This window comes from Bradyrhizobium sp. AUGA SZCCT0105, from assembly GCF_018129565.1.
GTDB lineage: Bacteria > Pseudomonadota > Alphaproteobacteria > Rhizobiales > Xanthobacteraceae > Bradyrhizobium.
Genome location: NZ_JAFCMK010000005.1, coordinates 341,550 through 367,670, shown reverse-complemented (window position 1 = coordinate 367,670; position 26,121 = coordinate 341,550). Strand labels below are relative to the sequence as shown.

Below are 26,121 nucleotides of genomic sequence, written 5' to 3'. Positions count from 1 at the left end.
GATGCGCGAGCTGCTCCAGATCATCTTCGACGCGCTGAGCCTCGGCAGCCTCTATGCGCTGGGCGCGCTCGGCATCGCCCTGATCTTCGGCGTCATGCGGCTCGTCAATTTCGCCCACGGCGATTTCATCGCCTTCTGCGTCTTCGCCATGCTATGGCCGTCGATCGATGCGGCGGCGATCGTGTTTGCCGGCCAGCTGCCGTTCTATCTTTTGATCCCGCTGCTGCTGCTGATCGGCGCCGCGCTGTCCATCCTGTCGGAGGTCGTCGTGTTCCGCCGCTTCCGCAACGCCAATCCGGCGACGATGATGATCGCGTCCTTCGCGCTCGGCTTCGTCATCCGGCATCTCCTGCTGATGCTGTTTTCCAGTCGGCCCAAGTCGATCACGCTGTGGCCGAGCCTCGGCCTGCCGGTCGAAGTCCTCGGCGCCCACATCCCGATGCTCCAGGTCGTGACCATCATCATCACGCTGGCCGTGCTTGTGATCCTCGTCCTGTTCCTCAAGCGCACGCGCTATGGGCTCGAGATGCGCGCAGCGGCCGACAATTTCACCATGGCGCGCATGCTCGGGGTCCGCGCCAACGGCGTGATCCTGCTGGCCTTCGCCATCAGCGGCATGCTGGCGGCGGCGATCGGCCTGATCCTGGCGACCAATTCCGGCACCGCCGACATCGGCATGGGCGCCAATGTGATGCTGATCGCGTTCATCGCGACCGTGATCGGCGGCCTCGGTAGCATTCCCGGCGCCGTTGCCGCCGGCTTCCTGATCGGTGCGGCCAGCGTCGTGTTCCAAGCGACCCTGCCGCACGACGCCCGCGTGTTCCGGGACGCGTTCGTCTACGGCGCCGTCATCGTCGTCCTTCTGGTGCGGCCGCAGGGCCTGTTCGCACCGAAATCCGCCAAGCAGAGGGTCTGATCGATGTCGCAGCGGCCGTCCGTCATCCGGCAAACGATCATCACGCCGATCGTGCTGATCGTGGCGCTGCTCATCATGGCCGCCCTCTCCTATCAGTTCGGCAGCCGGGCCTTCAACCGCACCGTGGTCGAGATGTTCATCAACATCATGGTGGTGGTCGGCCTTTACGTCTTCGTCGGCAATTCGGGCCTGCTGTCGTTCGGCCACATCAGCTTCATGTGCCTCGGCGCCTACATGACCGCCTGGCTCACCATTCCGCCGGTGATGAAGTCGATCACGCTCAAGGGCCTGCCGGCGTGGCTGCTTCATGCGCAACTGCCGATGTGGGTGGCGACGCCGATTTCCGGCCTGTTTGCCGCATTGTTCGCGCTGATCGTCGGGCGCGTCATCATGCGCCTGTCGGGCATTGCCGCCTCGATTGCGACCTTCGGCCTGCTCGGCGTCATCAACAACGTCTATTCGAACTGGGATTCGGTGACGGGCGGACAAGGTTCGATCGTCGGCATTCCGCCCACCATGAATGTCTGGACCGCCTGGATCGGCGGCGCCGTGGCGATCGCGATCGCCTATCTCTATTCGATCTCGCGCTCAGGGCTCGCGCTGCGCGCCACGCGCGACGAAGCGGTCGCCGCCAGCGCCTCCGGCATCGACATCGTCCGCGAGCGGTTGATCGCCTTCGTCGTCAGCGCCTTCATCATCGGGCTCGCCGGCGCGCTGTACGCGCACTTCCTGAGCATCGTCAATCCCGGCGCATTCTATCTGCGGACTACCTTCATCACGCTGTCGATGCTGGTGGTCGGCGGCATGTACAGCCTCAGCGGAGCGGTCTCGGGCGTGGTCGCGATATCGGTGCTGATCGAGCTGTTCCGTGATCTCGAGAAGGGCGTCAGCCTGGGCGGGCACACCGTCGGCCTGCCGAACGGCGTCCAGGAGATCGCGATCGGGATCATCACCATCGTGATCCTGATGTACTTGCCGACGGGATTGACCCGCAACCGGGAGTTCTCCTGGCGCCGATGGCCGTTGCAGCGGCGCCTGACCCGGCCCGTCCAGACCGCACTGAAGGAACTGCACTGACGCTCGTTTGTAAAATTGGAGGAGTGGCATATGCGCTTTACGACATTACTCGGCATTCTGGCCGGAGCATCCGCGCTCTGGTTCACACCTGCCCAGGCGGCCGACGAGATCGTCGTTGGTTTTGCGACCGCGGCATCCGGATTCATGCAGGCCTATGACAAGCCGGCGCAGGACGCGGCACTGATCCGGATCGATGAGATCAACAAGGCCGGCGGCCTGCTCGGCAAGAAGATCAAGCCGGTGTTTGCCGACACCAAGACCGATCAGGCCGAAGGCGCCAAAGCCGGTCTCGCGGTGCTCGACCAGGGCGCCGACCTCGTGATCGTCTCTTGTGACTACGATTTCGGCGCACCCGCGGCGCTGCAGGCGCAGGCCGCCGGCAAGGTTTCCTTCTTCCTCTGCGCCGAATCGATCAAGGCCGGGATTCCCGGCGTCGGCCCGTTCTCGTTCTCGGCCTCGGTGCTGGCACCGGTGCAGGGCGCAACCATGTCGGAATGGGCGTACACCAAGAAGAACGCGCGTAGCTTCTATCGGCTGCTCGACAGCTGGACCGTCTACAACAAGGGCATTTGCGACGGCTTCGACTGGATGCTGCCCCGCCTGAAGGAGGCCAAGCTGGTCGGCAGCGACACCTTCAAGAACGACGACGCCTCGATCGCTTCGCAGATCACGCGCATCAAGAGCTTGCCGAAGGAACCTGACGCCATCATGCTCTGCACGATGATGCCGGGCGCCGTGTCCGCCATCAAGCAGATCCGCGCCGCCGGCATCAAGTCGATGATCCTCAACGGCTCGGGCGTCGACGGCAGCTACTGGATCAACGCCGTTCCGGATCTGTCGAACTTCTATGTTCCCGTGCAGGGCTCGGTCTACGGCGACGATCCTAACCCGAAGGTCAACGAGTTCAACAAGAAGTACAAGGAAGTCACCGGCGGCGACCCGTCGAGCCAGTACGTCTATCCCGGCTACGTCCTGATCGATGTCTGGGCCAAGGCGGTCGAACGCGCCAAATCGACCGATGCGGCGCCCGTCGTCGCCGAGCTCGAGAAGATGAAAGACGAGTCCACGCTGTTCGGGCCGCGCACCTTCACCAAGGACATCCACCACCAGAACCAGGGCCGTTACCTGATCGTCGACACCGAGGCCGGCAAGCCGAAGGTGATCGACCAGTGGACGATCTCGGAAAAGATCCCGCTTGATTATCTGGTGTCCAAGTAACCCGGCAACGCGCCGCCCCGGTGCGTCAGACGCACCCGGGGGCGGCCGCGACGGTCGTATGCAAAGCCAGTTGGAAGGAAATCAGGAGATGGTCGTGATCAACTGCGACATGGGCGAGGCCTATGGCCTCTACAAGATGGGCGACGACAAGGCATTGATGCCCCATATCGACGTCGCTAACGTCGCCTGCGGCTTTCATGCCTCCGACTTCAACCACATGCGCAAGACAGTGCAACTCGCCAAGCAATTCGGCGTCAAGGTCGGCGCGCATCCCTCGTTGCCGGATCTGCAGGGATTTGGCCGCCGGGAAATGAAGATCGGCCGCGAGGAGTTGACCAACTGCCTGCTCTACCAGATCGGCGCCCTCACGGCGTTCCTGGATGCCGAAGGCATGGCGCTCAATCATATCAAGCCGCACGGCGCACTCTATGGCATGGCGTCGCGCAACGAGGACATCGCAGAAGCCGTGGCTGACGCCGCCGATGTCTACAAGGTGCCGCTGCTCGGCATGAAGGGAACGCTGCACCAGCAGGTCTATGAGCGCCGCGGCCACGCCTTCGTCGCCGAGTACTATGCCGACCTCGACTACAATGCCGACGGCAGCCTGATCATCACGCGCGAGCACGAGGCAAAGGATCCGGCCGACGCCGCTACCCGATGCGCGAGAGCCGTCAACGAGGGCAAGACGCGTACGGTGGCGGGAAACGACATCGTGGTCGGCGCCGATTCGATCTGCATTCACTCCGACACGCCGAACGCCGTCGCCATCGCGGAGGCCGTCCGCGAAGCGGTTCGTCCTTATCTCACCGCACGCTGAGCCGTCGCGGCAAAAAACCAATTACCCACGAGGAAACCATGGCAACGCAGCAGATCTTCTCGCCGCTCCCGGGCATCTTCTACCGCAAGCCCGCCCCCGACAAGCCGGTCTACAAGAACGACGGCGACGTCGTCGCGGAGAGCGACACGATCGGGCTCATCGAGGTGATGAAATCGTTTAATGAGGTGAAGGCCGGCGCCGCCGGCAAGATCGTTCGCTTCCTCGCCGAGAACGAGGATGCCGTGATGGCCGGCCAGCCGATCGCCGAGATCGACGTTTGAGCCCCCGACCAGCCATGGCGATCAAAAAGCTCCTCATAGCCAACCGCGGCGAGATCGCGGTGCGCATCATCCGCGCAGCGCGCGATCTCGGCATTGCGACGGTCCAGGTCTACAGCAAGGCCGACAAGGATTCGCTCGCGGTGAGACTAGCCGACGAGTCGGTCGATATCGGTCCGCCGCAGGCGTCAAAATCCTATCTCAACCAGGCAGTCATCCTCGCCGCAGCGCAGGGCTCCGGCGCCGACGCCATCCATCCCGGCTACGGCTTCCTGGCCGAGAATGCGGAGTTTGCGGCCGCGGTCGAAGCGGCCGGATTGATCTTCGTCGGGCCGACCGCGCAATCGATCCGGCTGATGGGCGATAAGGTCGCGGCGCGCGAGGCCGCCGCCTCGGCCGGCGTGCCGACCGTCCCCGGCAGCCAGGGGCGGCTGGAGTCGGCGGAAGCCGCCTTCGCGCTGGTCGAGAAGACCGGGTTCCCTGTCATGATCAAGGCCGCCGCCGGCGGCGGCGGACGCGGCATCCGCATCGCACGCTCCGCCGAGGAGTTTCATCATCTGATGCCGCAGGCGCAGGCCGAGGCGCTAGCGGCCTTCGGCGACGGCGGGCTCTACGTCGAGAAGCTGATCGAGGGCGCGCGGCACATCGAGGTCCAGGTGCTCGGCGATGGACGCGACGTGATCCATTGCTTCGAGCGTGAATGCTCGTTGCAGCGGCGCCGCCAGAAGGTCTGGGAAGAGGCCCCCTCGCCCTCACTCACCCAGGCGGTGCGTGAAAAGCTCTGCACGTCCGCCGTGGCGCTGGCCAAGGCAGTCAACTACCGTGGCGCCGGGACGCTGGAATATCTCTACGACGACAGGACCGGCGAATTCTACTTCCTCGAGATGAACACCCGCATCCAGGTCGAGCATCCCGTCACCGAAATGATCACCGGCATCGACCTCGTCTGCGAGATGATCCGGATCGCCGGCGGTGAGCCCTTGCGCATTCGCCAAGACGCGGTGCGCGTCAGCGGCCATTCGATTGAGGTCCGCATCAACGCCGAGGACCCCGCCAGGAATTTCCTGCCCAATCCGGGTACGGTGAGCGCGCTCAACGTGCCCGGCGGTGATGGCGTGCGGTTCGACAGTATGCTCTATGCGGGCTACACGGTGCCTCCCTTCTACGACAGTCTGCTCGGCAAGCTGATCGTGCACGATAAGGATCGGCCGAGCGCCATCAGACGGCTCGAACGCGCGCTTGCCGAGCTCAGCGTCGAGGGCATTTTCACGACAAAGCCCCTGCACCAGGCGCTGGCGCGCGACGCCGACGTCAAGGCCGGACGCTTCCATACGGCTTGGCTCGAACCGTGGCTGGAATCCCATGCCGCCGGCCTTGCCACCGCTCAGCCGCCAGCGGCCGTGAAGGTCGCGCCATGATGGCAAGAGAATCCGCCCCGTCAGCAACAGGAGGCCGCTAGTCATGCAAACTCGATTTTCCTTCGGCGGCGACGAGCACATTTTCGCCGAGGTCGGCGAAGCGATGTCGCTTGAGGCCTTTTTCAAGAGCCTCTTCATCACCAATGCGGTGCGCGACGCCAAGATCAAGGGCGTCACGGAAATCTGTCCGGCAAATGCGTCCTATCAGGTCAAGTTCGATCCGGATCAGATCAAGCCCGACGATCTGCTGGCCGAGCTGAAGCGGCTGGATTCCGCATCCGAGAAATCGGAGCCGGTGATCAAGACGCGGATCATCGAGATTCCCGTGCTCTACAACGATCCCTGGACGCACGAGACGTTGATGCGCTTCCGCGAGCGTCATCAGGATCCGAACGGGACCGATCTCGAATACGCCGCGCGCATCAACGGCCTCGATAGCGTCGACGCCTTCATCAAGGCGCATTCCAGCGCACCCTGGTTCGTCTCGATGGTCGGCTTCGTTGCCGGCCTGCCCTTCCTCTACCAGATGGTCGAGCGCAAGCGGCAGCTTCAGGCGCCGAAATATCTGCGCCCGCGCACCGACACGCCGAAGCTCACCGTCGGACATGGCGGCTGCTTCAGCTGCATCTACTCGGTGCGCGGCGCCGGCGGCTACCAGATGTTCGGCATCACGCCGATGCCGATCTATGATCCCAACCAGAACATCAGCTATTTGCGCGACTTCATGTGCCTGTTCAAGCCGGGCGACATCGTGAAGTGGAAACCGATCGACCGAGCGGCCTATGACGCAGCGGTCGCCGACGTCGACGCCGGCCGCTTTGCGCCCGTGATCCGCGACGTCTCGTTCTCGCTGACCGAGTTCAACCGCGACGTTGATGCCTACAACGCCAAGCTCGATGGAGTTCTCCATGGCCGTTAAGGTTTTGAAGCCGGGTCTTGCGACCACTGTCCAGGATCTCGGACGTCCGGGCTATTATCACATCGGCATCCCGCTCTCCGGCGCCATGGACCGTCACGCGCTGGTCGCGGCCAATCTGCTGGTCGGCAACGAGCCAGGCGCCGCCGTGCTCGAGGCCGTGTTCATGGGACCCGAGCTCGAATTCACCGCGGACGCGACCGTCGCGATCACCGGCGCCGAGCTGCCGCCGAAACTCGACGGCGAGCCGCGCGAAACCTGGACCAGCTTCAGGGTGAAGCGCGGCCAGATCCTCTCCTTCGATTTCCTCAAGCAGGGTGCGCGCGGCTACATCGCGGTCGCCGGCGGCATCGACGTGCCCGTCGTGCTCGGCTCGCGCTCGACCTACGCGCTCGGCGCGCTCGGCGGCTTCAAGGGCCGCAAGCTCGAGGCCGGCGACGAACTGCCGATCGGCCATGCCGCCGCGACGGGCAAGGACGGACGCAGCGTTGCCAGGGATCTGCGTGGACAACCGGCAGGGATGCCGACGGAACTGCGCGCCATGCCCGGGCTCTATTGGCACCGCATCACCGAGGCGGCCGGCAACGGCTTCTTCTCCGACACCTGGAAGGTGGCGCCGGAAGCCGACCGGATCGGCTACCGCTTCAAAGGCGGCAAGCCGCTCGAATTCGTTCCGCGCGAACCGCCGTTCGGCGCCGGCTCCGACCCGTCCAACATCACCGATGCCTGCTATCCCTACGGCTCGATCCAGGTTCCCGGCGGCACCGAACCGATCGTGCTGCATCGTGACGCAGTCTCCGGCGGCGGCTACTTCATGGTCGGGACCGTGATCGCCGCGGACATGGATCTGATCGGCCAGCTGCAGCCCAACACGCCGGTGAAGTTCGTCAAGGTCGACATGAACCAGGCGCTTGCGGCCCGCAAGAGCCGGTCGGAATTGCTGGGCAAGCTGCACAGCGCGCTGGCGTAGCCGCCAGCAGCCGCGTCCCTACCCGCCAAGGACCGCGGCCACCGATCGGGGTGACCGCGCGTATTCCAGGCTTCAGGCCGTCGGTTGCGGCCTCTCGCGCCTGATATCGACGTCACCGCGCGCTCTGCACCTGTCGGCACGAGAGTTGCAACGAATGCAGCCGGGCTGAGAAACACCGCTCATGAGTTAGGCAACATCGGAACAACCGCGATGTCCGTTTCTCTGAAACAGATCCGCTACTTCGTCGCCGCCGCCGAAACCGGGCGCATCAGCCAGGCGGCGATCGACCTCAACGTCTCGCAATCCGCGGTCACCGCGGCCATTCAGCAGCTCGAAGCGACCGTCTGCGCCCGCCTGCTGGAGCGTGCGCCGAACGGCGTGACCGTCACCATGGAGGGCAGCCGCTTCCTGTCGCAGGGCCGTCAGATCCTCGCCGCCGTCGCCGAAGCGGTGCGGAACACGCAGATATCAGCGGGACCGCTGTTCGGGACGATCCGCATCGGCGTCACCTATACCGTGTCGGGCTATTTCCTGCCGCGTCACCAGAAGCGCTTCCAGGCGAGCTTTCCCGGTATCACGGTCGAGCTGTTCGAGGCCCCGCGTGACGTGCTCGAACGCGCGCTCGTCGACGGCGCGCTCGATCTCGCGGTGATGCTGGTTTCGAACCTGCGCGACAACGCCAAGCTCACCAGCGAGACGCTGCTGCGATCGCCGCGCCGCCTGTGGCTTGCGCCCGAGCATCCGCTGACCCGTGCCGAGCGGGTCCATCTCGCTGAGATCGCCACCTATCCTTACGTCATGCTCACCGTCGACGAGGCCAAGCACACCTCGATGCGCTACTGGAGCAACGCTTCGCTCGAACCGAACACGATCTTCCGCACCTCCTCGGTCGAAGCCGTGCGCTCAATGGTCGCGGGCGGCATGGGCATCGCCATTCTCTCCGACCTGATCTACCGGCCCTGGTCGCTGGAGGGACAGCGGATCGAGACGCGCGTCATCGAGGACGAGGTGCCCAGCATGGATATCGGTCTTGCCTGGCGGCGCGACACCAAGCCGTCGGAAGCCGCCATGGCGTTCCGCGATTTCATGCGCTTTGCGGTTGCAGGCGTGGGGCCAGCCCGGCCTCCTCTCAGCATGGATCACCGGCACCAGGCCGAGGAGGCGATCGAAATCTAGAATATCTGTTTCCGTTTTATTCGACTTGACGCCGTCCGGCAGTCCTCGCCAAACTTTGGCCGGGGACACGACGACCGGACGCACAGCCGGCGGCGGGGAGTGAGACATGCAAGTCACCTACACGACCAATGACATCCCGTTGCAGACCCGCCGCCAGTACTGGCAGCAGGTCGTCTCGAAGACCTATTACTCGCTCGACCTGCGCTTCCCGAGCACGCGCGACTTTAATGCGCGCCTTGGCGCCTGGTCGATGGGCCCTCTCTCGGTGTCCCGCAATATTGCAAATGGCCTGCTTTACAAGCGGCATGAGCGGCATCTGCTGAGCGAGCGGGAGGAATCCTTCCTGATCACGGTGCCCGAGCTCGCCGAAATTCGCTTCGAGCAGGATGGCAAGGTGGTGCACTGCCGGCCGGGCGCGTTCCTGATCGAGCGCAGCCACCTGCCCTACGAATTCAGCCATCAGGATCCAACGGCGCTGTGGTGTCTGAAGATCCCGAGCGCGGTGCTGCGCGCCCGCATTTCGCGGCCCGAGCGCCTCGCCACGCTGCAATTCGACGCAAGCCGCAGCGTCGGCGCGCTGTTCGTCGACACGCTGCGCCTCTCAAGTGAGCGGATCGAGGAAATGGACGAGACGGCGCGCGCGATGATGGGCAAGCACCTCATCGAATTGCTTGCGATGGCCATCGAATCCGACGACCGCGTGCTGACCGGCCACTCGTCCTCGGTGCGCAACGGCCATCTGCTGCGCTGCGAGCAGTTCATCCGTGCCCGCCTCGACGACATGCGGCTCACGCCGCAGATGGTCGCCGACGGCTGCGGCATTTCGCTGCGCTATCTGCACCAGATCTTCGAGGGCGAGGGTCTGACCGTCTGCGCCTACATCCGCAACCAGCGGCTAGCGATGTGCGACGCCTTGCTGCGCGATGCGAGCTGCCGCAAGAGCATCTCGGAAATCGCCTACCAATGGGGCTTTGCCGACCAGGCGCAATTCAGCCGCAACTATCGCGGCCGGTTCGGCTGCACCCCGAGCGAGGCGCGCGCCACCTCGCGCGCCGCCAACGCCTGAACACGGCATCGCAACCGCACCCACCTGACCGGCTAACCTGACCGCTTCCCGGGCAGCCCGCCGCCGGTCCCGGCACGCATGGCCCGCCAAACGGTTCGCTCTCTCGCACAAGTCTTCCTGCGCTCAGCGTCAAGAAGGCGGGTCGCCGCTCTGCCTAAGATCGGCGAAACGCTTGTTCGAAAGGAAGACGCATGGTGCAGGACCTTCGTGTGGCTGTCGATGTCGGGGGCACGTTCACCGACATCTGCATTATGGACGAGACGACCGGTCTCATCCGCATCGAGAAGACCTCCTCCACGCGCGATCCGATCGAAGGCATCATGGGCGGCGTGTCCAAGGCCGGCATCGATCTTGCCAGGGTGGCGCTGTTCTCGCACGGCACGACAGTTGCCACCAACGCGCTGATCACCCGCCGCCTGCCCCGCACCGCCGTGGTCACGACCAAGGGTTTCCGCGACGTCATCGAGATCAGGCGCGCCAACAAGGAAGACCTCTGGGACACCTACAAGGACGTTGTCCCGCCCTATGTGCCGCGGCGCGATCGCCTGACCGTGCCCGAGCGCGTCGATGCCGGCGGCAAGGTGATCGAACCGCTCGACGTCGAGGCCGCGCGCGACGTCGCCCGCATCCTCAAGCGTCGCGGCGTCGCCGCGGTCGCGGTCTGCTTCATGAACGCCTATCTTAACGGCGCCAATGAGCGCGCGATGCGCGACATCCTGCTGGCGGAGATGCCCGACATCCCGGTGTCGATCTCCTCGCAGGTGCTTCCCGAGATCTTCGAGCACGAGCGGTTCTCGACCACGGTCGCCAACGCCGTCGTGAGCCCGGTCGTCGTCAACTATACGAGCCGGCTCGGCGAACGCCTGGCGCACGAGGGCTACACCCGCGATCTTCTGCTGCTGCACACCGGCGGCGGGGTGATGACGCCGGCGAGCGTCAAGGACTTCGCGGCGCGCCTCGCCGGCTCCGGCATCGCCGCCGGCGCCATCGCCAGCCGCTATATCGCCGGCCTGTGCGGCTTTCCCAACTCGATCGGCCTCGACATGGGCGGCACGTCCACCGACGTGTCGCTCGCCTATGAGGGCCGCTCACGCGTCACCAAGGACTGGCACATCGAATTCGGCTATCCGATCCGCTTCGCCTCGATCGAGGTGCTCACCATCGGCGCCGGCGGCGGCTCGCTGGCCTGGACCGACCCGGCCGGCTCCCTGCGCAACGGCCCGCAATCGGCCGGCGCCCATCCGGGACCGGCCTGCTACGGCAACGGCAACACCCAGCCGACCAACACCGACGCCAATGTGACGCTGGGCCGGCTCGGCACCGACCTCGCCGGCGGCAAGGTGAAGCTCGACCCCGAGCTGGCGCGGAAAGCCGTCGAGAGCGGCGTCGCCAAGCCGTTCGGCCTCGGCCTGCACGAGGCCGCAGACGCGATCGTCAAGGTCGCCAATGCCAACATGTCGGATGCGGTGCGGCTGATCTCGATCAGTCGCGGCTACGATCCACGCGACTTTGCGCTGGTGGCGTTCGGCGGCGCCGGCGCCCTGCATGGCGTCGACGTCGCGCGCGAGCTATCGATTCCCGTCGTGATCGTGCCGCCCAATCCCGGCGTGACCTCCGCGCTCGGATGCCTGCTCGTCGACATGCAGCACGATTTCTCGCAGAGCTGCATGGTCGACGCGGCCGACGCCGATGCCGACGAGATCGAAGCGCAGTTCGCCGAGATTGAGAAAGCCGCGCTCGCGCGGCTCGCCCATGAGGGCGTCGCGCAGCAGGACATCGTGCTGCAGCGGTCGATCGAGATGATGTATCGCGGCCAGTGGCGTTCGCTCGCGGTGAACGCGCCGCAGCCGATCGGCGCGATCGCCGACCTGGTGCAAAGCTTCCACGCCGAGCACCAGCGCGAATACAATTTCCGCCGCGACAGCGCGCCGGTCAGCTTCTTCCGTCTCAATCTGAAGGCAGTCGGCGTGGTTCCCAAGGCCGAATTTGCCGTTCACCAGCCGACCGGCGCTAGCCCCGAGCCGATTGGCCGCCGCAGGGTCTGGTTCGAGGGCAGCGGGCTCAATACGCCCGTCTATCAGCGCGACGACCTGCCCTGCGGCTTCTCCTTTCAAGGCCCCGCAATCATCGAGCAGCTCGATGCGACGACCGTCGTGCCGCCGGGCGCCAGCGCCGAGGTCGACAAATATCTCAACATCATCATCCGCGTGAAGGAGTGAACCATGGCCGGAGCTCTCCCGCTCGACCCCGTAACCTTCGAGGTTCTGAAGAATTCCTTCATCACCAGCGTCGACCAGATGGGCGAGCAGGTGCTGCGGACCTGCTACTCCTTCGTCATCTACAACCGCGACTTCTCGAGCGCGCTGCATGACGCCAACGGCGAATGCGCGGCGCAAGGCAACCAGGATATCGCGGTCCACGTCGGCACGCTGCATTTCACCTGCAAGGACGTGATGCGCCATTTCGAAGGCGACATGCATGAGGGCGACGTCTTCGCGATCAACGATCCCTATGCCGGCGGCACGCATTTTTCCGACGTGCGGCTGATCCGTCCGATCTTCGCCGACGGCAAGATCATCGCCTTCAGCCAGTCCAACGGGCATTGGTCGGACGTCGGCGGCAGCGTGCCGGGATCGTTCGACGTCGCTGCCCGCGAGATGTTCCGCGAGGGCCTGCGCATCACGCCGGTCCGCCTGTTCGACAAGAGCGGCCTGCGCAAGGACGTCGCGCATCTGATCGCCTCCAACACCCGCGACCCGGCCTCGATCATCGGCGACATCCAGGCACAGGCCGAAGCAACTGCAGTCTGTGAACGCGAGATCCTGCGTCTGGTCGGCAAATACGGCCGCGACACCGTCGAGACCGGGCTTGCCGCCGTGCAGGATTATGTCGAGCGCTCGGCACGTCAGCGCATCGCAGCGCTGCCCGACGGCGAATGGGAAACCGTCGACTACATCGACCGCGATCCGGCCGGCGGCGAAGGCATGATCCCGATCCGCATCAAGATGACGATCAAGGGCGACCGCGCGATCTACGACTTCACCGGCAGCCATCCGACCATCGGCTCGATCTACAATTCGGCGTTTGGCGCGACCTTTTCCGCGGTCGCGGCCGGCATGAAGACATTCTTCCCTGACCTGCCACTCAATTCCGGCTTCTACCGCTGCTTCGAGATCATCGCCCCCGAAGGCTCGATCGTCGATGCCAAATGGCCGATCGCGGTCACCGGCTTCCTGATGCCGTTCGAGAAGATCATGAACTCGATCTACGAAATGTGGTCGAAGCTGATGCCGGAACGCGCCCTCGCCTGCGCCTTCAATCTCGAATACCTGCTCACCGGCGGTCTCGACGCCCGCAGCGCCGACAAGCCGATCTTCATGTTCTACGACTGGCTGCCCGGCGGCTGGGGCGGCCGCAACGGCAAGGACGGCAGCAATGTCACGACCGCCTGCTTCGGCACCGGGCTGATGTCGCAGCCGGTCGAAGGCCAGGAGCGCGCCAATCCGATCCTGACCACCGAGTGCGAGATCCTCAAGGACTCGCCCGGCCCCGGCAAATGGCGCGGCGGCGCCGGCGTGGTGAAGACGTCGCGGATGCTGCAGGCCGAGAAGACCGTGATCTCCTATATCTGCGACCGCGAGCGCGCCATCGTGTGGGGCATCGAGGGCGGCCTGCCATCGATGCCCCACGGCCTGACCTTGAAGCGCGCCGGCAGCGCCGCCGAGGAGCGATTGGGCTCGATCTTCTCGGACGTGCCGATCGGCGAAGGTGACGTCTTTTCGCGTCCGACCGCCGGCGGCGGCGGGTTCGGCGATCCGCTGGAGCGCGATCCAAACCTCGTGATCGAGGACATCAAGGACGACTATGTCTCGGTCGAGCGTGCCGCCAAGGATTATGGCGTCGTGGTGCACACCATCGACGCCGAGCTCTGCAACTACGAAATCGACAAGGTCGCGACCGCGGCGCTCCGTGCCAAGATCCGCTCCGAGCGCGTCGCCAATGCCCGTCTCGATCCGGAGATGGTGGCGCAGCGCTACCGCAGCGGAGAGATCAACGCGTTCGATGTGATCCGCAGCCACGCGGTCATCCTCGACTGGGGCACCGGCGCGCTGCTTCCCGAATCCACCCGCCAATTCCGCGAAGCATTCGAGCGTCGCTCGGTCGCGATGTGGAAAGCGGGCTGATCGTCAGCGGCAGCCGCGCCGCCGGCAGACGGCGCGGTCCATGCACCAGAAGAGGATTCGAGCCGTCGCCTCCCCTGCATCGCCTGCACTTTCATTCAAACCATGAGGATAGCGCTATGACGATCACGACGTGCCTTTCTCCCAACCGACTGTGGCCGATCCACTCCGTGCTCGGCATCGCCGCGGCCCTCGCTCTTGCCAGCACCGCCACGCCGGCGGCAGCCGGGACCGAGACACCGTGGTTTCCAATGAAGGTCTACGACGCGTCATCCGGCACGCCGAAGCCGGCGGACTACACGCCGCTGCCGAAGGCCGAGAAGCCCTACAGGCTGTGCGTACTGTTTCCGCACATGAAGGACAGCTTCTGGGTCGCCGTCGCCTACGGCATCGTGAAGCAGGCCGAGGCGATGAACGTCAACATGAACCTCTACGAGGCCGGCGGTTACGAAAACCTGCCCAAGCAGCTTTCGCAGTTCGATGACTGCATGGCGAGCGGACCGGACGCGATCATCGTCGGCGCGATCTCCGGCGCGGGTCTCAGCAAGAAGTTCGAAGAGGCCAAGGCCAAGGGCGTGCCGGTGGTCGGCGTCACCAATCCGCTGCCGCCGAACGCACTGCCCGCGGCCAACTATGTCGATTTCGTCGCCATGGGCGAGGTCACCGGCGACGGCCTGCTGGCGCAGACCAAGCCCGGCGACAAGCTCAACATCGTGACGTTCCCCGGTCCGGCCGGCTCGGGCTGGGCGGAATCGTTCAATGAAGGGTTCAAGAAGGCCATCGCCAAGAACTCGAACGCCAAGATTTTGGCCGAGAAGTTCGGCGACTCCGGTGTTGCGGTGCAACTCCAGTTGATCCAGGACGCATTGCAAGCCTATCCCGCCATGAACGTGATCTGGGGCACCGCCCCCACCGCTGAAGCGGCCATTGGCGCCGTCGCGGAGGCCGGCCGAAGCGACCTGAAGATCGTGTCGTCCTACGAAAACCAGGCCATGCTCGACGCGCTGAACCGCGGCGACATCCTCGCCTTCGCAACCCAATATCCCGTCGGCGAAGGCGCGATCGCGATCGACCAGGCGGTGCGTCTGATCGAGAAGAAGCCGGTCATGAGCCTGGTCCAGCCGGTGGCCACGGTGATCGACAAGACCACGGTGCCGAAATTGCAGATGGATCTCGTGCTGGCGCCCGCAAGCTGGACGCCGGTCTATTCGGTCAAGGCCAAGTAAGCGTGGACAAGCATGGCCGAGTAAGCCGGCCTGAACGGTCGAGGCGGGAGCCGTGCTCCCGCCTGCTTGCTCACGGCCAACGGAGAAGCGGATGAACGTCGAGATCGACCCGAGGCCGGCCGAGCCCTTGCTTCAGTTGCGGGGGATATCGAAGCGATTCACCGGCGTCCGTGCGCTCGACCGCGTCGACCTCGATGTCCGTGCCGGCGAACTTCACGTCCTGTTCGGCGAGAACGGCGCCGGCAAGTCGACCCTGATCAATGTCGTATCCGGTACGTTTCCCCCCGACGAAGGCACGTTCTATTTCGGCGGCGAAGAGATCCGGCATCTGACGCCGCAGCGTGCGCGAGAGATCGGCATCAGTCCGGTGTTCCAGGAGTTCTCGCTGATCCCGAGCCTCACCGTGGAAGAGAACCTGTTCCTCGGCCGCGAAGTCACACGCGGCGGCGTGTTGCGCGCACGCGAGATGCGCAAGCGCGCCAGGGCGCTGATCGACGAGCTCGGCTTCGACCTCAACCCCGCGCAACGGATCGACGACCTGTCCCGCGCGCATCAGCAGATGGCAGAGATCGCCAAGGCCCTGCTCGGCCGCGTCCGCCTTCTGATCCTCGACGAGCCGACCGCGTCGTTGACCGAACGCGAAACCGGGCGGCTGTTCGAGCTGATCGCGCGCCTGAAGAGCCAGAATGTCGGACTGATCTACGTCTCGCATCGCATGCGTGAAATCCGCGCCCTTGCCGACCGTGTGACGGTGCTGCGCGACGGCCGTCACATCCGGACCCTCGACGCCGCAAGGTCGACGGACGGCGAGCTGGTCGAACTGATGACCGGCCGGACGATCGACCTGCTGTTTCCCACCATCGACCACCGGCCGGGCAAGGTGATGGTCGACGTCGAAAACCTGACGCTCGCCGACGGCAGCGTCCGGGAGGTCGATTTCCATGCCCGGGCCGGCGAGATCACCGGCATCGCGGGCCTCGTCGGCTGCGGCAAGTCGGAGCTGATCCGCGCAATCTACGGCATCGAGCGCGCGCCGACGGGCGCGATCCGGATCGACGGCGCGCCGTACGAATTTCCAACCCCAAGACGAAGCCTCAAGCGCGGCGTCGCCTACTTCCCCGCCAACCGGATCGCCGAGGGGCTCGCGCTGTCCCGTCCGATCCGCGAGAACGCATCGATGACCGGGCTCGACCTGCCCGCCTTCGCCCGCTTCGGCGTCATACGGCAGGCCGCCGAACGCGTGACGATCGCGGGCATCATGGAACAGCTGCAGCTGAGGCCGCCGAACATCGAACGCAGCGCCGGCGCCCTGTCGGGCGGCAATCGTCAGAAGGTGATGCTGGGACGCGCGCTGACGCGCGAGCTGACCGTGTTCCTGTTCGACGAGCCGAGCGTCGGCATCGACGTCGGCGCCAAGCTCGAGGTCTACGAGTTTATGAAGCGCCTCGTCGAGGCCGGCGCCGCCGTGATCGTGGTGTCGTCCGAACTGCCTGAGGTGCTGGCGCTGTCGAACCGGCTCTACGTCATGCATCAGGGCCGCATCGCCGCCGAGCTGACGGGCGCCGAGAAGACCGAGCAGAATGTGCTTTCGAGCTTCTTCCGCGATCATCTCGCCACGGAGGTCGCATGAACACGGCCCTGGTCGTCGCAGCGCCACGGGGCTTGGTCAGCCTCCGGTCGATCGCAGGCCGTATCGGGTTGCTGCCGGCGCTGCTTGTGGTGCTCGTGGCCGGCATGTCGGCGGTCGATGCGCAGTTCTACGGCATCATCAACGTCCTCAACATCCTGCGCAACGCCTCGCTGCTGGCGATCGTCGCCTGCGGCCAGGCACTGGTCATCATCGCGGGCGGCTTCGATCTTTCGGTCGGTGCGGTGGTCGCCCTGGCGAGCGTTGTCACCGCCAAGACCATGGCGGCCACCGCGGCCGCGTTTCCGGGCTCCAACGTCCTCATCATCGCAAGCGGGGTCGCGGCCGGGCTCGGTTGCGGCGTCGCGGTCGGGCTCGTCAACGGCTTCTGCGTGGCAAGGCTCAAGGTCTCCGGCTTCGTGGTGACGCTGGGCACGATGTCCGCCACTGCCGGCGTCGGCCTCATGATCACCAACGGCATCCCCGTTTACGGCATGCCGGAGATATTCGTGAAAGGCTTCGGACGCGCCCAGGCATTCGGTCTGCCGACCGCCGCCCACGTCGCGCTGATCGTGGTCCTGGTGATGGTGTTTGCACAGCGGCGCACGCTGTTCGGCCGCTACGTCTACGCGATCGGCGGCAATGTCGACGCCGCCGTGGTGTCGGGCGTGACGATCCAGCGCCATATCGTGGGCACCTACGTCGTCTCGAGCGTCCTTGCGGCATTGACCGGCATTCTGCTGACGGCACAGGTCGGCTCCGGCCAGGCAAGCTTTGGCGGCGACCGGATGATGCTGCAGTCGATCGCCGCCGCCGTCATCGGCGGCGTCAGCTTGCGCGGTGGCGTCGGGCGCATCGAGATCGTCGCCATCAGCGCGCTGTTCCTGACCATCCTTGGCAACGCACTCAACCTCCTGCACGTCGACTCGCGGCTTCAGCCGGTCTTCCTCGGCGTCATCATGGTCGCAGCCGTGGCGCTCGACGAACTCAGCCGACGGAGCAAGCCGCGTGTCTGATCTCGAATTGACCGTTGCCGCCAAGGACACCGACCGGCCGAAGCTGACGCTCGGCCGCCGGCTCTGGAGCGCGGTCTTGCCGGTCGCATTGGCGGTGCTGCTGCTCGGCTTCGCCGCGGTCGACCGCGGGGTGCTGTCGCCGGCCAATCTGCTCAACATCGCACAGCAGACCAGCTATCTGGCGCTGTTCGCGATGGCGCAGACCGTGGTCATCCTGACGCGCGGCTTCGACCTTGCACTTGGCCCGACGGTGTCGATGGTCAGCGTCGGCAGCGCGCTCGCGATGGCCGGCGCCACGGCGTCCGGTCACGGCGCGGGCGCCGTGCTGCTCGCCGGGCTCGGCGCCGGCTTCGCCCTCGGCATCGCGTGCGGTCTCTTCAACGGCGTGGTCGTCGCGCTGCTTGGGGTCAATCCTTTCGTCGCGACCCTCGGCAGCTACAATATCGCGATCGGGATTGCGACCACGCTTTCGGCCGGGCGGCCGGTGCAAGGCGTGCCGGCGCCGTTCTCGCAGATCTTCTACAGCGGCAGCATCTTCGGCGTGCCGGCGGCGATTGTGATCACCCTCGCGGTCGGCATCGCGCTTCATCTGCTGCTGGCGCGCACCGTGTTCGGCCGGTCGCTCTATCTGATCGGCACCAACCCGCGTGCCGCGGCGGTCGCCGGCCTGCCGGTCAAGCGCATCCTGGTCGCGACCTATGTGCTGTGCTCGGGACTTGCCGCGCTCGGTGCGATCATGATGACGGCGCGAACCGGATCGGGTGAGCCGAACCTCGGCGGCGCGCTCTCGCTGCAGGCGATTGCCGGCGCCGTGGTCGGCGGAACGAGCCTGACAGGCGGGCGCGGCGGCGTCGGCACCGCCGTGCTCGGCGCCCTGTTCATCACCATTCTCTCCAACGGCATGAACCTCACCCGGATCGACGGGTACGTCCAGATGGTCGTGCTCGGCGCGATCGTCATCATCGGCGTGCTGCTGGATCGCCTGCGGCAGGAGCGGCGCCAATGATGTCAGGCTCTCCCATCCAGAACGGCCCGGTCTCAGCGCGCGATGCGCCGGCATCGATCTATGTCGCGCCCTCGCTCGCCGCCGCACTCGATGCGTTGAGCGAATACGGTGCGGCGGGCGCTCCCTTGGCCGGCGGCACATGGATCATGCGATCGCCGATCCGGCACGAGCCGCTCAAGAGCCACTATGTCGCCATAGGAAGGATCGCCGAGCTGACCGCGGTCCGGATCGGCGGCGATGCCATCGAGATCGGCGCGGCGGTCACGCACGCGGCGCTTGCAGCGGCTTTGGCCGACCTTCCGGAATTTGCCGGCCTCGCAGCAGCCGCCGGAGGCTCCGCCAACCCCGCGATCTGCGCGATGGCGACGATCGGCGGCAATCTCGCGACGTCGGAATTCGCCGCGGCGGATTGCGTTCCGGCGCTGCTCTGTCTCGATACCGATGTCGAGATCTCGGGCCGCGACGGTCGCGAGCGCATCGGCCTGGCGGATTTTCTCGCGGTCCGCTCAACGCTCGCACCCGGCCGCCTGGTGACACGGATCATCGTGCCTCGGGCGGAGCGCAAGACGGCCCACGCCCGCCTGCCGCTGCGCCGATCGGGCGATTATCCGGTCGCCATCGTCAGCCTATCGCTCAGCATCGATGCGGCGAACCGCGTCCAGGCGGCGCGGATCGCGGTCGGATCGGTCGAACCCAGAGCACGCCGATGGCCTCGGCTTGAAGCGGCGCTGATCGGACATCCACTCGACACCGCAGCAGCGGCACGGACTGCGGCCAAACTGGCCGACGAGTTCGTCGGCCGCGACAGTGTCGATGCACCGGCCTGGTATCGTGTCAGCGTGCTACCCGGCCTGGTCCGCCGCGCCGCGATCGCTGCACTTGGCTCATGAACGCGCGGAGATGACATGGGATTCAGCCTGACCGTCAACGGCGATCGCCTCTACTCTGCGGCCGATCCTGCCACCCCGCTGGTCGATATCCTGCGCGAAGAGATGCATCTGACCGGCGCGAAACCTGTCTGTCGCGAGGGCTTTTGCGGCGCTTGCATGGTGCTGGTCGACGGCGAGCCCACGCCTTCGTGCCTGCTGCCCGCTGCGCTAGCCGATGGCCGCGAGATCCGTACCGTCGAAGGCCTTGCACCTCAGGGAATGCTGAACCGCATTCAGGCCGCGCTCGAGGCCAACGATGCCGTCCAGTGCGGCATGTGCTTTCCCGGCATGGTGGTGAGCCTGACACATTTCCTGACGACCCGGCCGGATGCCACCCGCGACGATATCCGGGCGGCGCTGACCGGAAATATCTGCCGCTGCACGGGCTATGAGCGCATCGTCGAGGCGACACTGCTCGCCTTGGCCACGGCATGATTGGGGGCGCAAGCATGTCAGACGTTTCCGCAACGATGGATTTGCGCCGGCGTGACGCCGCCGACAAGCTGCGTGGCCGCACGCGCTACACCATCGACCGTTATCTGCCGGGCATGCTGCATGCCGCGGTGCTGCGCGCCAGTGTGCCGGCGGGGCGGATCATTCGGCTCGATACATCCAGAGCGGCCCGCATGCCGGGCGTCCGTGCGATCGTGACGGCAGCCGATGCGCCCGGCATGATCGGGATCGGCATCGCCGATCACCCGCTCTTCGCCCGCGACGTCATCCGCTACGACGGCGAACCGCTCGCCGCGGTCGCAGCCGCCACATTGGCGCAGGCGCAGGCCGCGCTCGCCGCGATCGACGTGGAGATCGAGCCGTTCCCCGCAGTCTTGACCATGGCGGACGCGCTGGTATCGGATGCGCCATTGGTTCATCCGAATTGGCGCAGCTATGAGGCGTTGCTCGAAGGCAGCGCCCGTGGCGGCAACGTCGCCTGGGAGGCGACCGTCGTTCGCGGCGACGTCGATGCCGCCTTTGCCCGGCCCGACGTCGAGATCGTCGAAAGCTGCTTTCGCGTCGGCCGGCAGAACCACGTGGCCTTCGAGCCGCGCGCGGTCGTCGCGAGCTATGAGGACGGGCGCTTCCACATCGAGACGTCGACGCAAGTTCCCTGGAGCGTCCGCAATGCGACCGCGCGCCTGCTGGGCGTGCCGGCGTCGCAGGTCCGCGTCACGGTGCCGCCGGTCGGCGGCGGCTTCGGTCTGAAGTTCGATCTGGCCGTTGAACCCTTCGCCGCGCTGCTTGCCCGCGCCAGCGGCCGGCCGGTGCGCCTCGTCAATTCGCGCGAGGAGGAGATGCTGACCTGCCTGTTCCGCGAGAACGCCGATATCCGCATTCGCTCGGCGGTGACGCGCGCGGGAGATATCGTGGGGCGCGAGGCGGTCGTCCTGATGGACTGCGGCGCCTATGGCGGCGAACAGATCTTCCTGACCACCATGACCGCGCACACGCTCGGCGGCAACTACAGGCTTGGAAGCGTCCGCATGGTCTCGCGCGCGGTCTATACCAACACGGCGCCGAACGGCGCGTTCCGCTGCTGCAACGGGGTCTACAACACCTTTGCGCTCGAGCGGCACACCGACGAAATCGCGGCGAGGATCGGAATGGATCCGCTTGCCTTCCGCCGCCGCAACGTGCTCGGCGACAAGGATCTCGGCGCCACCGGCCAGGTGTTCGAAGGCGACGTGCTCGGCCCGATGCTCGAGCGGATGGATACGCTGCGCGATGCGGCAACGCCGCCGCCGGCGCGTAGCGACGGCCGGCTCTATGGACGCGCGACCACCGTCGGCACCTGGTTCGTTTTCGTCGGCCCGTCGGCCGCGACGGTGAACATGAATGCCGACGGCACGGTGACACTGGTCACGTCCGGTGTGGAGATTGGATCCGGCTCGATGATGCAGAGCCTGCCGCAGATCGTGGCCAGCACGCTCGGCATTGCACCCGAGCATGTGATCGTTCGCGCGGCCGATACCGATGCGGCCGGTTATGATGTCGGCGTCGGCGGCGGCCGAACCACCGTTTCGCTCGGTGCGGCCAGCCTGTCGGCAGCGCAGGAGGTGCGCACGAAGCTCTTGAAGGTCGCCTCCGAGATGATTGAGGCTGCGCCCGATGATCTCGTGATGCGCGACGGGCGGATCGAGATCGCCGGCGCACCAGGCTCCGGCCGTACGGTCGCGGAGGTCGCGACCCGCGCCCAGGCGCTGGCTGGCCCGGTGTCCGGCACCGGCGCGTTCACCGGCGCCGGCGTGCCGGCGATGCCCGGCTGCGTCGCCGGACATTTCATCGACGCGATCGACATCCCCGTGTTCGCGGTCCACGACTGCGAGGTCGCCGTCGATCCGGAAACCGGACATGTCGAGGTGCTCAGCTATCGCGTGGTGCAGGATGTCGGCCGCGCGCTGAACCCGCGCGCCATCCAGGGCCAGATCCAGGGCGGTGTCGTGCAGGGGCTGGGTTATGCGTTGCACGAGGAAGTCACGATCGGCAGCAACGGTCGCGTATGCCAGAATGGTTTCGAGACCTATCGCGTGCCGCTGGCGCTCGATGTCGTGCCGGTGGAGATCAGCCTCTACGAGGGTGCGCCGTCAATCGGGCCGCTCGGCACCAAGGGTGCCGGCGAGGTGCCGATCCTGAATGTCGGAGCGGCCGTCGCATGCGCGGTTGCCAACGCCACGGGCAAACGCATCCAGGCGCTTCCTTTGACCCCGCCACGCGTGCTCGAACTCCTGCTCGATCGCAAGCAGGATCTGACCCTTCCCCACATTGCCGATATGTGGGCCGACAATCTGATACGTTCGCATCAGACATCTGCCAATACATAGCAACGCGCTCGCGGCAGGCCATTCCCGCAATCACACGGGAGCACAGCTTCGCCGCGCGCCTCAGGCTCACCGCGGGTCCGTCCAGCTCGTCAACGCAGTCGGCCGTGTCGCTAGACCCAGCCACCGTCGACGATGTGGCTCTGGTTGGTGCAGGCGCCGCTGTCGTCGGCGGCGAAAAAGAGGACAACGCGGGCGATGTCGTCGGGCACGAGCTTGCGCTTGAGGCATTGGCGCTGCATCAGCTCGGCCACACCTTCGGGCGTCAACCACAGATCCTGCTGCCGCCGGGTCATGATCCAACCGGGCAGGACGGAGTTGACCCGCACGTTGTGCGGCCCGAGATCGCGGGCCAGCGCCCGGGTGAGGCCCTGAACCGCTGATTTGGCCGTGGTGTAGCAGGGCATGTTGCCCTGACCGATCACCCAACTCACCGAGCCGATGTTGACGATCGAACCGCCCCCCGCCTGTTTCATGTCGGGTGCGACCGCTTGGGCGCTGAAGAACTGATGCTTCAGGTTGACGGCGATCCGCTCATCCCAGAATTCCGGCGTCACGTCCTCGATCGCGTGACGGTCGTCGCGGGCCGCGTTGTTGACCAGGATGGTGATCGGCCCGAGCGCCTCACGGATGCCGGCAACCGCGCGTCGCAGTGCGGCGATGTCGCGCAGGTCGGCGTGCTCGAAGTGCACGCGGGCATGCGCTCCCAAATCGGACAGCAGCTGCTCCGAGGACGTCACATCGATATCGATGAATCCGACCCGCGCGCCCTGGCTGATAAACTGGCGGACGATGGCCTCGCCGATGCCGGAACCGCCACCGGTTACCAGGACGGTCCGGTCCTTGAGGCTTGGATAGATGGCACCCTGCATTGGCATTCTCTCGCTTTGGCGCCTGAAGCGCGTCGGTTGCGTTGCTGCGGCTGCAGCCAAGAGCCACGGCTCCCGAGGTTCACTCGGTCGTCTCCATGTGGTTTCGGTCCACGACCCGCAGCGTCCGCCGGACCATGCCGTCGACAATCGTCGCCGACTCGCTTGGACGCACATGGATCGCGGTAGACTTGAGCAGCCACGGCAACACTGCCCGGTCGAGCCGCTCCTCATAGGCACTGCGCATCATGTCGAATGCCTGCAGGCCTGGACCCGCGAGGATGATGTGATGCGGGCGCAGCACCGATATCGTCGTGGCGACCGCATCGGCAAGCGCGTGGCCTGCCTGCCGGAATAACTGCTCGAGACGGGGATCGCCGGCGCGCGCCCGCGCGCGCAGCAGAGCCATCTGCGCCTCGGACGGCTGCTGCGACACCGCCGGCGGCAGGTCGAGAAAGGTACGCGCGTCGCGGTAGAGCGCATAGTCGGCGAGATGGGCCTCGATGCAGCCACGCTGACCGCAACGGCATTGCGGACCGTTCGGCGCCAGCTTGACATGGCCGATCTCACTGCCTGCGCCGGCACCGTCGCGCGCTTCACCGTCGACAACGACGCCCATGCCGACGCCGTGGCCCACCATGATCGTGGCCGTGAGGCCCTGCGCCAGCGCCGGCTCAGCGGCTGCGAGGGCCAGCGCAACCGCAACCGCATCGTTCGCCATCACGACTTCGACGCCGAATGCCCGGCGAACCGGCGTCGCCAGATCGACATCGGTGATCGACAGCGCCGGGCTCCACAGATGCCGGCCGGTGTCGGAGTCAACGATGCCCTGCAACGCAACCCCGATTCCCAATAGCCGATCTCGCGGCGTGGCCGTCGCATCAATCATGGCGTCGATCTGCGCGATCACGAGATCGCACAACGCGGCTGCATCGAGCGCGCGTGTCGTCAGCTCAAGTCGCGACTGCGCCAGGGCAGAGCCGCTGAAATCGGCGATCAATGTCTCGATCAGATTCATGCGCAGCGAGACCGCAATGATGCGGCCAAACTCGGGGTTCAGGGTCAGCAAGACCGCCGGCCGGCCGCGGCGGCGGCCGTTCAGGCCGTCCGTATCCTCTTCGTCGGTATCGTCGGGCCACACCGTCGCCGTCTCTGTCACTGCTTCGCACAGCAGGTCTTCCGCCATCAGTTTCGACGTGATGGCCGATATGGCCGGGAAGCTCAGCCCCGTGCTGCGTGCGAGCTCGACGCGCGGCAATGGCCCCTGACGCCGCAAGACTTCGACGAGCCGGCCGCGGTTCGATCCGCGGGCCAAACTCGAAGCGCGTCTCAGCGGTTCGGGCTGTTCATTCATATCGGCTTTTTTAATTCGCTTAATGAAGTTATTCAACGCGAGTAACTCATATAATGGTCAAAAGGCGCCGGTTGTTGCAACAATACATCACAACAACACTATTATTGCTTGAAGATACGGGCAACAACATCCTTGACTGGACATTTTGCCGCGCTAATTTATTAGTTACGTGAATAAAATAAGGCGTGAAAAGCGCCGAGCGTGAAAACCCCTCAGCTGGGGTGTCGACAGGGAGGTGCATATGAATGACTCAATGAGAAGATTGATCGTGCCGCTGTTGGCGGGCGCGGCCGCGCTCGCGATGGCCACAGGGATAGCACAGGCACAGCAGAAAAAGACCATCGCGCTGGTGACCAATGTCGCGGCCGACTTCTGGACCATCGCGGGCCGCGGGCTCGAGAAGGCGCAGAAGGAGCACCCGGAATACAATATCGAGCTGATCGTCACCAACGAAGGCACCGCGGCTGGCCAGCGGCGCGAGTTGGACGACCTCTTGGTGCGCGGCGTCGCCGGCATCTCGATCTCGGTCGACGATGCGCCGCATGCAACCGAAGAACTCAACAAGGTCGCGGCCAAGACCGTGCTGATCACGACGGACAGCGACGCGCCGCAGAGCAACCGTCTCGCCTATATCGGCACCGACAACGTCGCGGCCGGGCGACAGGCCGGCGAGGAGATCAAGAAGGCGCTGCCGAACGGCGGCAAGATCGCGCTGTTCGTCGGAACGATGGATGCCGACAACGCCCGCGAGCGCGTACAGGGCATCAAGGAATCGATCGCCGGCACCAAGGTCGAACTGGTCGACGTGTTCACCGACCAGGTGGACTTTGCCAAGGCCAAGGCGAACATGGAGAACGTGCTCGTCAAATATCCCGACATCGCGCTGCTCTCCGGCCTGTGGAGCTACGAGACCCCGCTGATCTATGATGCGGTGAAGGCCGCGGGCAAGGCCGGCAAGGTGAAGATCGTCGGCTTCGACGAGGACCAGCGGACGCTGCGGGGCATTTCCGACGGCACGATCGAATCCACGGTCGTGCAGCAGCCCTACGAGTTCGGCTATCTCTCCGCCACCAACATCATCAAGACGCTGACCGGCGACAAATCCTGGATTCCGAAGGACAGCAAGCTGATCGTGCCGACCAAGGTGATCAGCAAGACCAACGTCGCGGAGTTCGCCGGGCAATTGAAGGAACTGCTGAAAAAGTAACTTCAGTCGGCTTCACCGCCCGGCCGCCACAGGCCGCC

General features: G+C 65.6%; 22 protein-coding genes. 20 read left to right on the top strand and 2 right to left on the bottom strand.

The features are described from left to right. The first annotated feature begins 1 nt into the window (after position 1). The 19 genes from JQ573_RS24745 (at position 2) to JQ573_RS24655 (ending at position 22,656) form a co-directional block, all read left to right on the top strand. The gene (locus JQ573_RS24745; RefSeq protein ID WP_092124380.1) at positions 2-916 is read left to right on the top strand and encodes a branched-chain amino acid ABC transporter permease; all 915 of its coding nucleotides are present in this window, start codon (positions 2-4) and stop codon (positions 914-916) included. A 3-nt stretch (positions 917-919) separates the two neighbouring features. Next, positions 920-1,993, top strand: a complete 1,074-nt coding sequence (locus JQ573_RS24740) for a branched-chain amino acid ABC transporter permease (RefSeq protein ID WP_176533315.1) — start codon at positions 920-922, stop codon at positions 1,991-1,993. 30 nt (positions 1,994-2,023) lie between these two features. Next, positions 2,024-3,211, top strand: coding sequence for an ABC transporter substrate-binding protein (locus JQ573_RS24735; RefSeq protein WP_212315838.1), 1,188 nt, complete (start codon positions 2,024-2,026; stop codon positions 3,209-3,211). An 88-nt stretch (positions 3,212-3,299) separates the two neighbouring features. Then, a complete protein-coding gene (locus tag JQ573_RS24730) occupies positions 3,300-4,028 on the top strand; it encodes a LamB/YcsF family protein (RefSeq protein WP_212315840.1) in 729 nt (242 codons plus the stop codon). A gap of 38 nt (positions 4,029-4,066) precedes the next feature. Next, a complete protein-coding gene (locus tag JQ573_RS24725; protein ID WP_021082329.1) occupies positions 4,067-4,309 on the top strand; it encodes an acetyl-CoA carboxylase in 243 nt (80 codons plus the stop codon). 14 nt (positions 4,310-4,323) lie between these two features. Further along, positions 4,324-5,724 carry an acetyl-CoA carboxylase biotin carboxylase subunit gene (locus tag JQ573_RS24720; protein WP_212315842.1) on the top strand — a complete coding sequence of 467 codons (1,401 nt, stop codon included), beginning with the start codon at positions 4,324-4,326 and terminating at the stop codon, positions 5,722-5,724. Positions 5,725-5,767: 43 nt separating this feature from the next. Beyond that, positions 5,768-6,643, top strand: coding sequence for an allophanate hydrolase subunit 1 (locus JQ573_RS24715; RefSeq protein WP_092124374.1), 876 nt, complete (start codon positions 5,768-5,770; stop codon positions 6,641-6,643). Then, positions 6,633-7,610 (top strand): biotin-dependent carboxyltransferase family protein, encoded by a 978-nt coding sequence (locus JQ573_RS24710; RefSeq protein WP_212315843.1) that lies wholly within the window; start codon positions 6,633-6,635, stop codon positions 7,608-7,610. Before JQ573_RS24715 ends, JQ573_RS24710 begins: the two co-directional genes overlap by 11 nt. A gap of 210 nt (positions 7,611-7,820) precedes the next feature. Beyond that, entirely contained in the window at positions 7,821-8,786 is a 966-nt protein-coding gene (locus JQ573_RS24705; protein ID WP_212315844.1) for a LysR family transcriptional regulator, read from the top strand. Between the two features lie 106 nt (positions 8,787-8,892). Next, entirely contained in the window at positions 8,893-9,852 is a 960-nt protein-coding gene (locus JQ573_RS24700; protein WP_212315845.1) for a helix-turn-helix domain-containing protein, read from the top strand. A gap of 194 nt (positions 9,853-10,046) precedes the next feature. Beyond that, positions 10,047-12,071: a hydantoinase/oxoprolinase family protein gene (locus JQ573_RS24695; RefSeq protein ID WP_212316454.1), complete on the top strand. Its 2,025-nt coding sequence runs from the start codon at positions 10,047-10,049 to the stop codon at positions 12,069-12,071. 3 nt (positions 12,072-12,074) lie between these two features. Continuing rightward, complete coding sequence (locus JQ573_RS24690; protein ID WP_212315846.1) at positions 12,075-14,036, top strand: hydantoinase B/oxoprolinase family protein; 1,962 nt, start codon at positions 12,075-12,077, stop codon at positions 14,034-14,036. Positions 14,037-14,152: 116 nt separating this feature from the next. Beyond that, on the top strand, positions 14,153-15,259 hold the full coding sequence (gene torT / locus JQ573_RS24685; RefSeq protein ID WP_212315847.1) for a TMAO reductase system periplasmic protein TorT: 1,107 nt from the start codon (positions 14,153-14,155) through the stop codon (positions 15,257-15,259). 91 nt (positions 15,260-15,350) lie between these two features. Further along, positions 15,351-16,889, top strand: coding sequence for a sugar ABC transporter ATP-binding protein (locus tag JQ573_RS24680; RefSeq protein WP_212315848.1), 1,539 nt, complete (start codon positions 15,351-15,353; stop codon positions 16,887-16,889). Beyond that, positions 16,886-17,902, top strand: coding sequence for an ABC transporter permease (locus tag JQ573_RS24675; RefSeq protein WP_212315849.1), 1,017 nt, complete (start codon positions 16,886-16,888; stop codon positions 17,900-17,902). Before JQ573_RS24680 ends, JQ573_RS24675 begins: the two co-directional genes overlap by 4 nt. Next, positions 17,895-18,908: an ABC transporter permease gene (locus JQ573_RS24670; protein ID WP_212315851.1), complete on the top strand. Its 1,014-nt coding sequence runs from the start codon at positions 17,895-17,897 to the stop codon at positions 18,906-18,908. Before JQ573_RS24675 ends, JQ573_RS24670 begins: the two co-directional genes overlap by 8 nt. Further along, positions 18,905-19,798, top strand: a complete 894-nt coding sequence (locus JQ573_RS24665; protein ID WP_249132242.1) for a xanthine dehydrogenase family protein subunit M — start codon at positions 18,905-18,907, stop codon at positions 19,796-19,798. Before JQ573_RS24670 ends, JQ573_RS24665 begins: the two co-directional genes overlap by 4 nt. Positions 19,799-19,813: 15 nt before the next feature. Beyond that, positions 19,814-20,272 (top strand): (2Fe-2S)-binding protein, encoded by a 459-nt coding sequence (locus JQ573_RS24660; RefSeq protein WP_212315853.1) that lies wholly within the window; start codon positions 19,814-19,816, stop codon positions 20,270-20,272. Positions 20,273-20,286: 14 nt separating this feature from the next. Beyond that, a complete protein-coding gene (locus JQ573_RS24655; protein WP_212315855.1) occupies positions 20,287-22,656 on the top strand; it encodes a xanthine dehydrogenase family protein molybdopterin-binding subunit in 2,370 nt (789 codons plus the stop codon). Positions 22,657-22,766: 110 nt separating this feature from the next. Here the strand turns inward: JQ573_RS24655 and JQ573_RS24650 are convergent, their stop codons facing one another. Together JQ573_RS24650 and JQ573_RS24645 are read right to left on the bottom strand one after the other, a co-directional pair. Then, the gene (locus JQ573_RS24650) at positions 22,767-23,525 is read right to left on the bottom strand and encodes an SDR family NAD(P)-dependent oxidoreductase (protein ID WP_212315856.1); all 759 of its coding nucleotides are present in this window, start codon (positions 23,523-23,525) and stop codon (positions 22,767-22,769) included. A 79-nt stretch (positions 23,526-23,604) separates the two neighbouring features. Further along, positions 23,605-24,876, bottom strand: coding sequence for an ROK family protein (locus tag JQ573_RS24645; protein ID WP_212315858.1), 1,272 nt, complete (start codon positions 24,874-24,876; stop codon positions 23,605-23,607). 241 nt (positions 24,877-25,117) lie between these two features. Here JQ573_RS24645 and JQ573_RS24640 point away from each other — a divergent pair, with 241 nt between their 5' ends. Further along, positions 25,118-26,083: a sugar-binding protein gene (locus tag JQ573_RS24640; RefSeq protein ID WP_212315861.1), complete on the top strand. Its 966-nt coding sequence runs from the start codon at positions 25,118-25,120 to the stop codon at positions 26,081-26,083. Positions 26,084-26,121 lie beyond the last annotated feature (38 nt).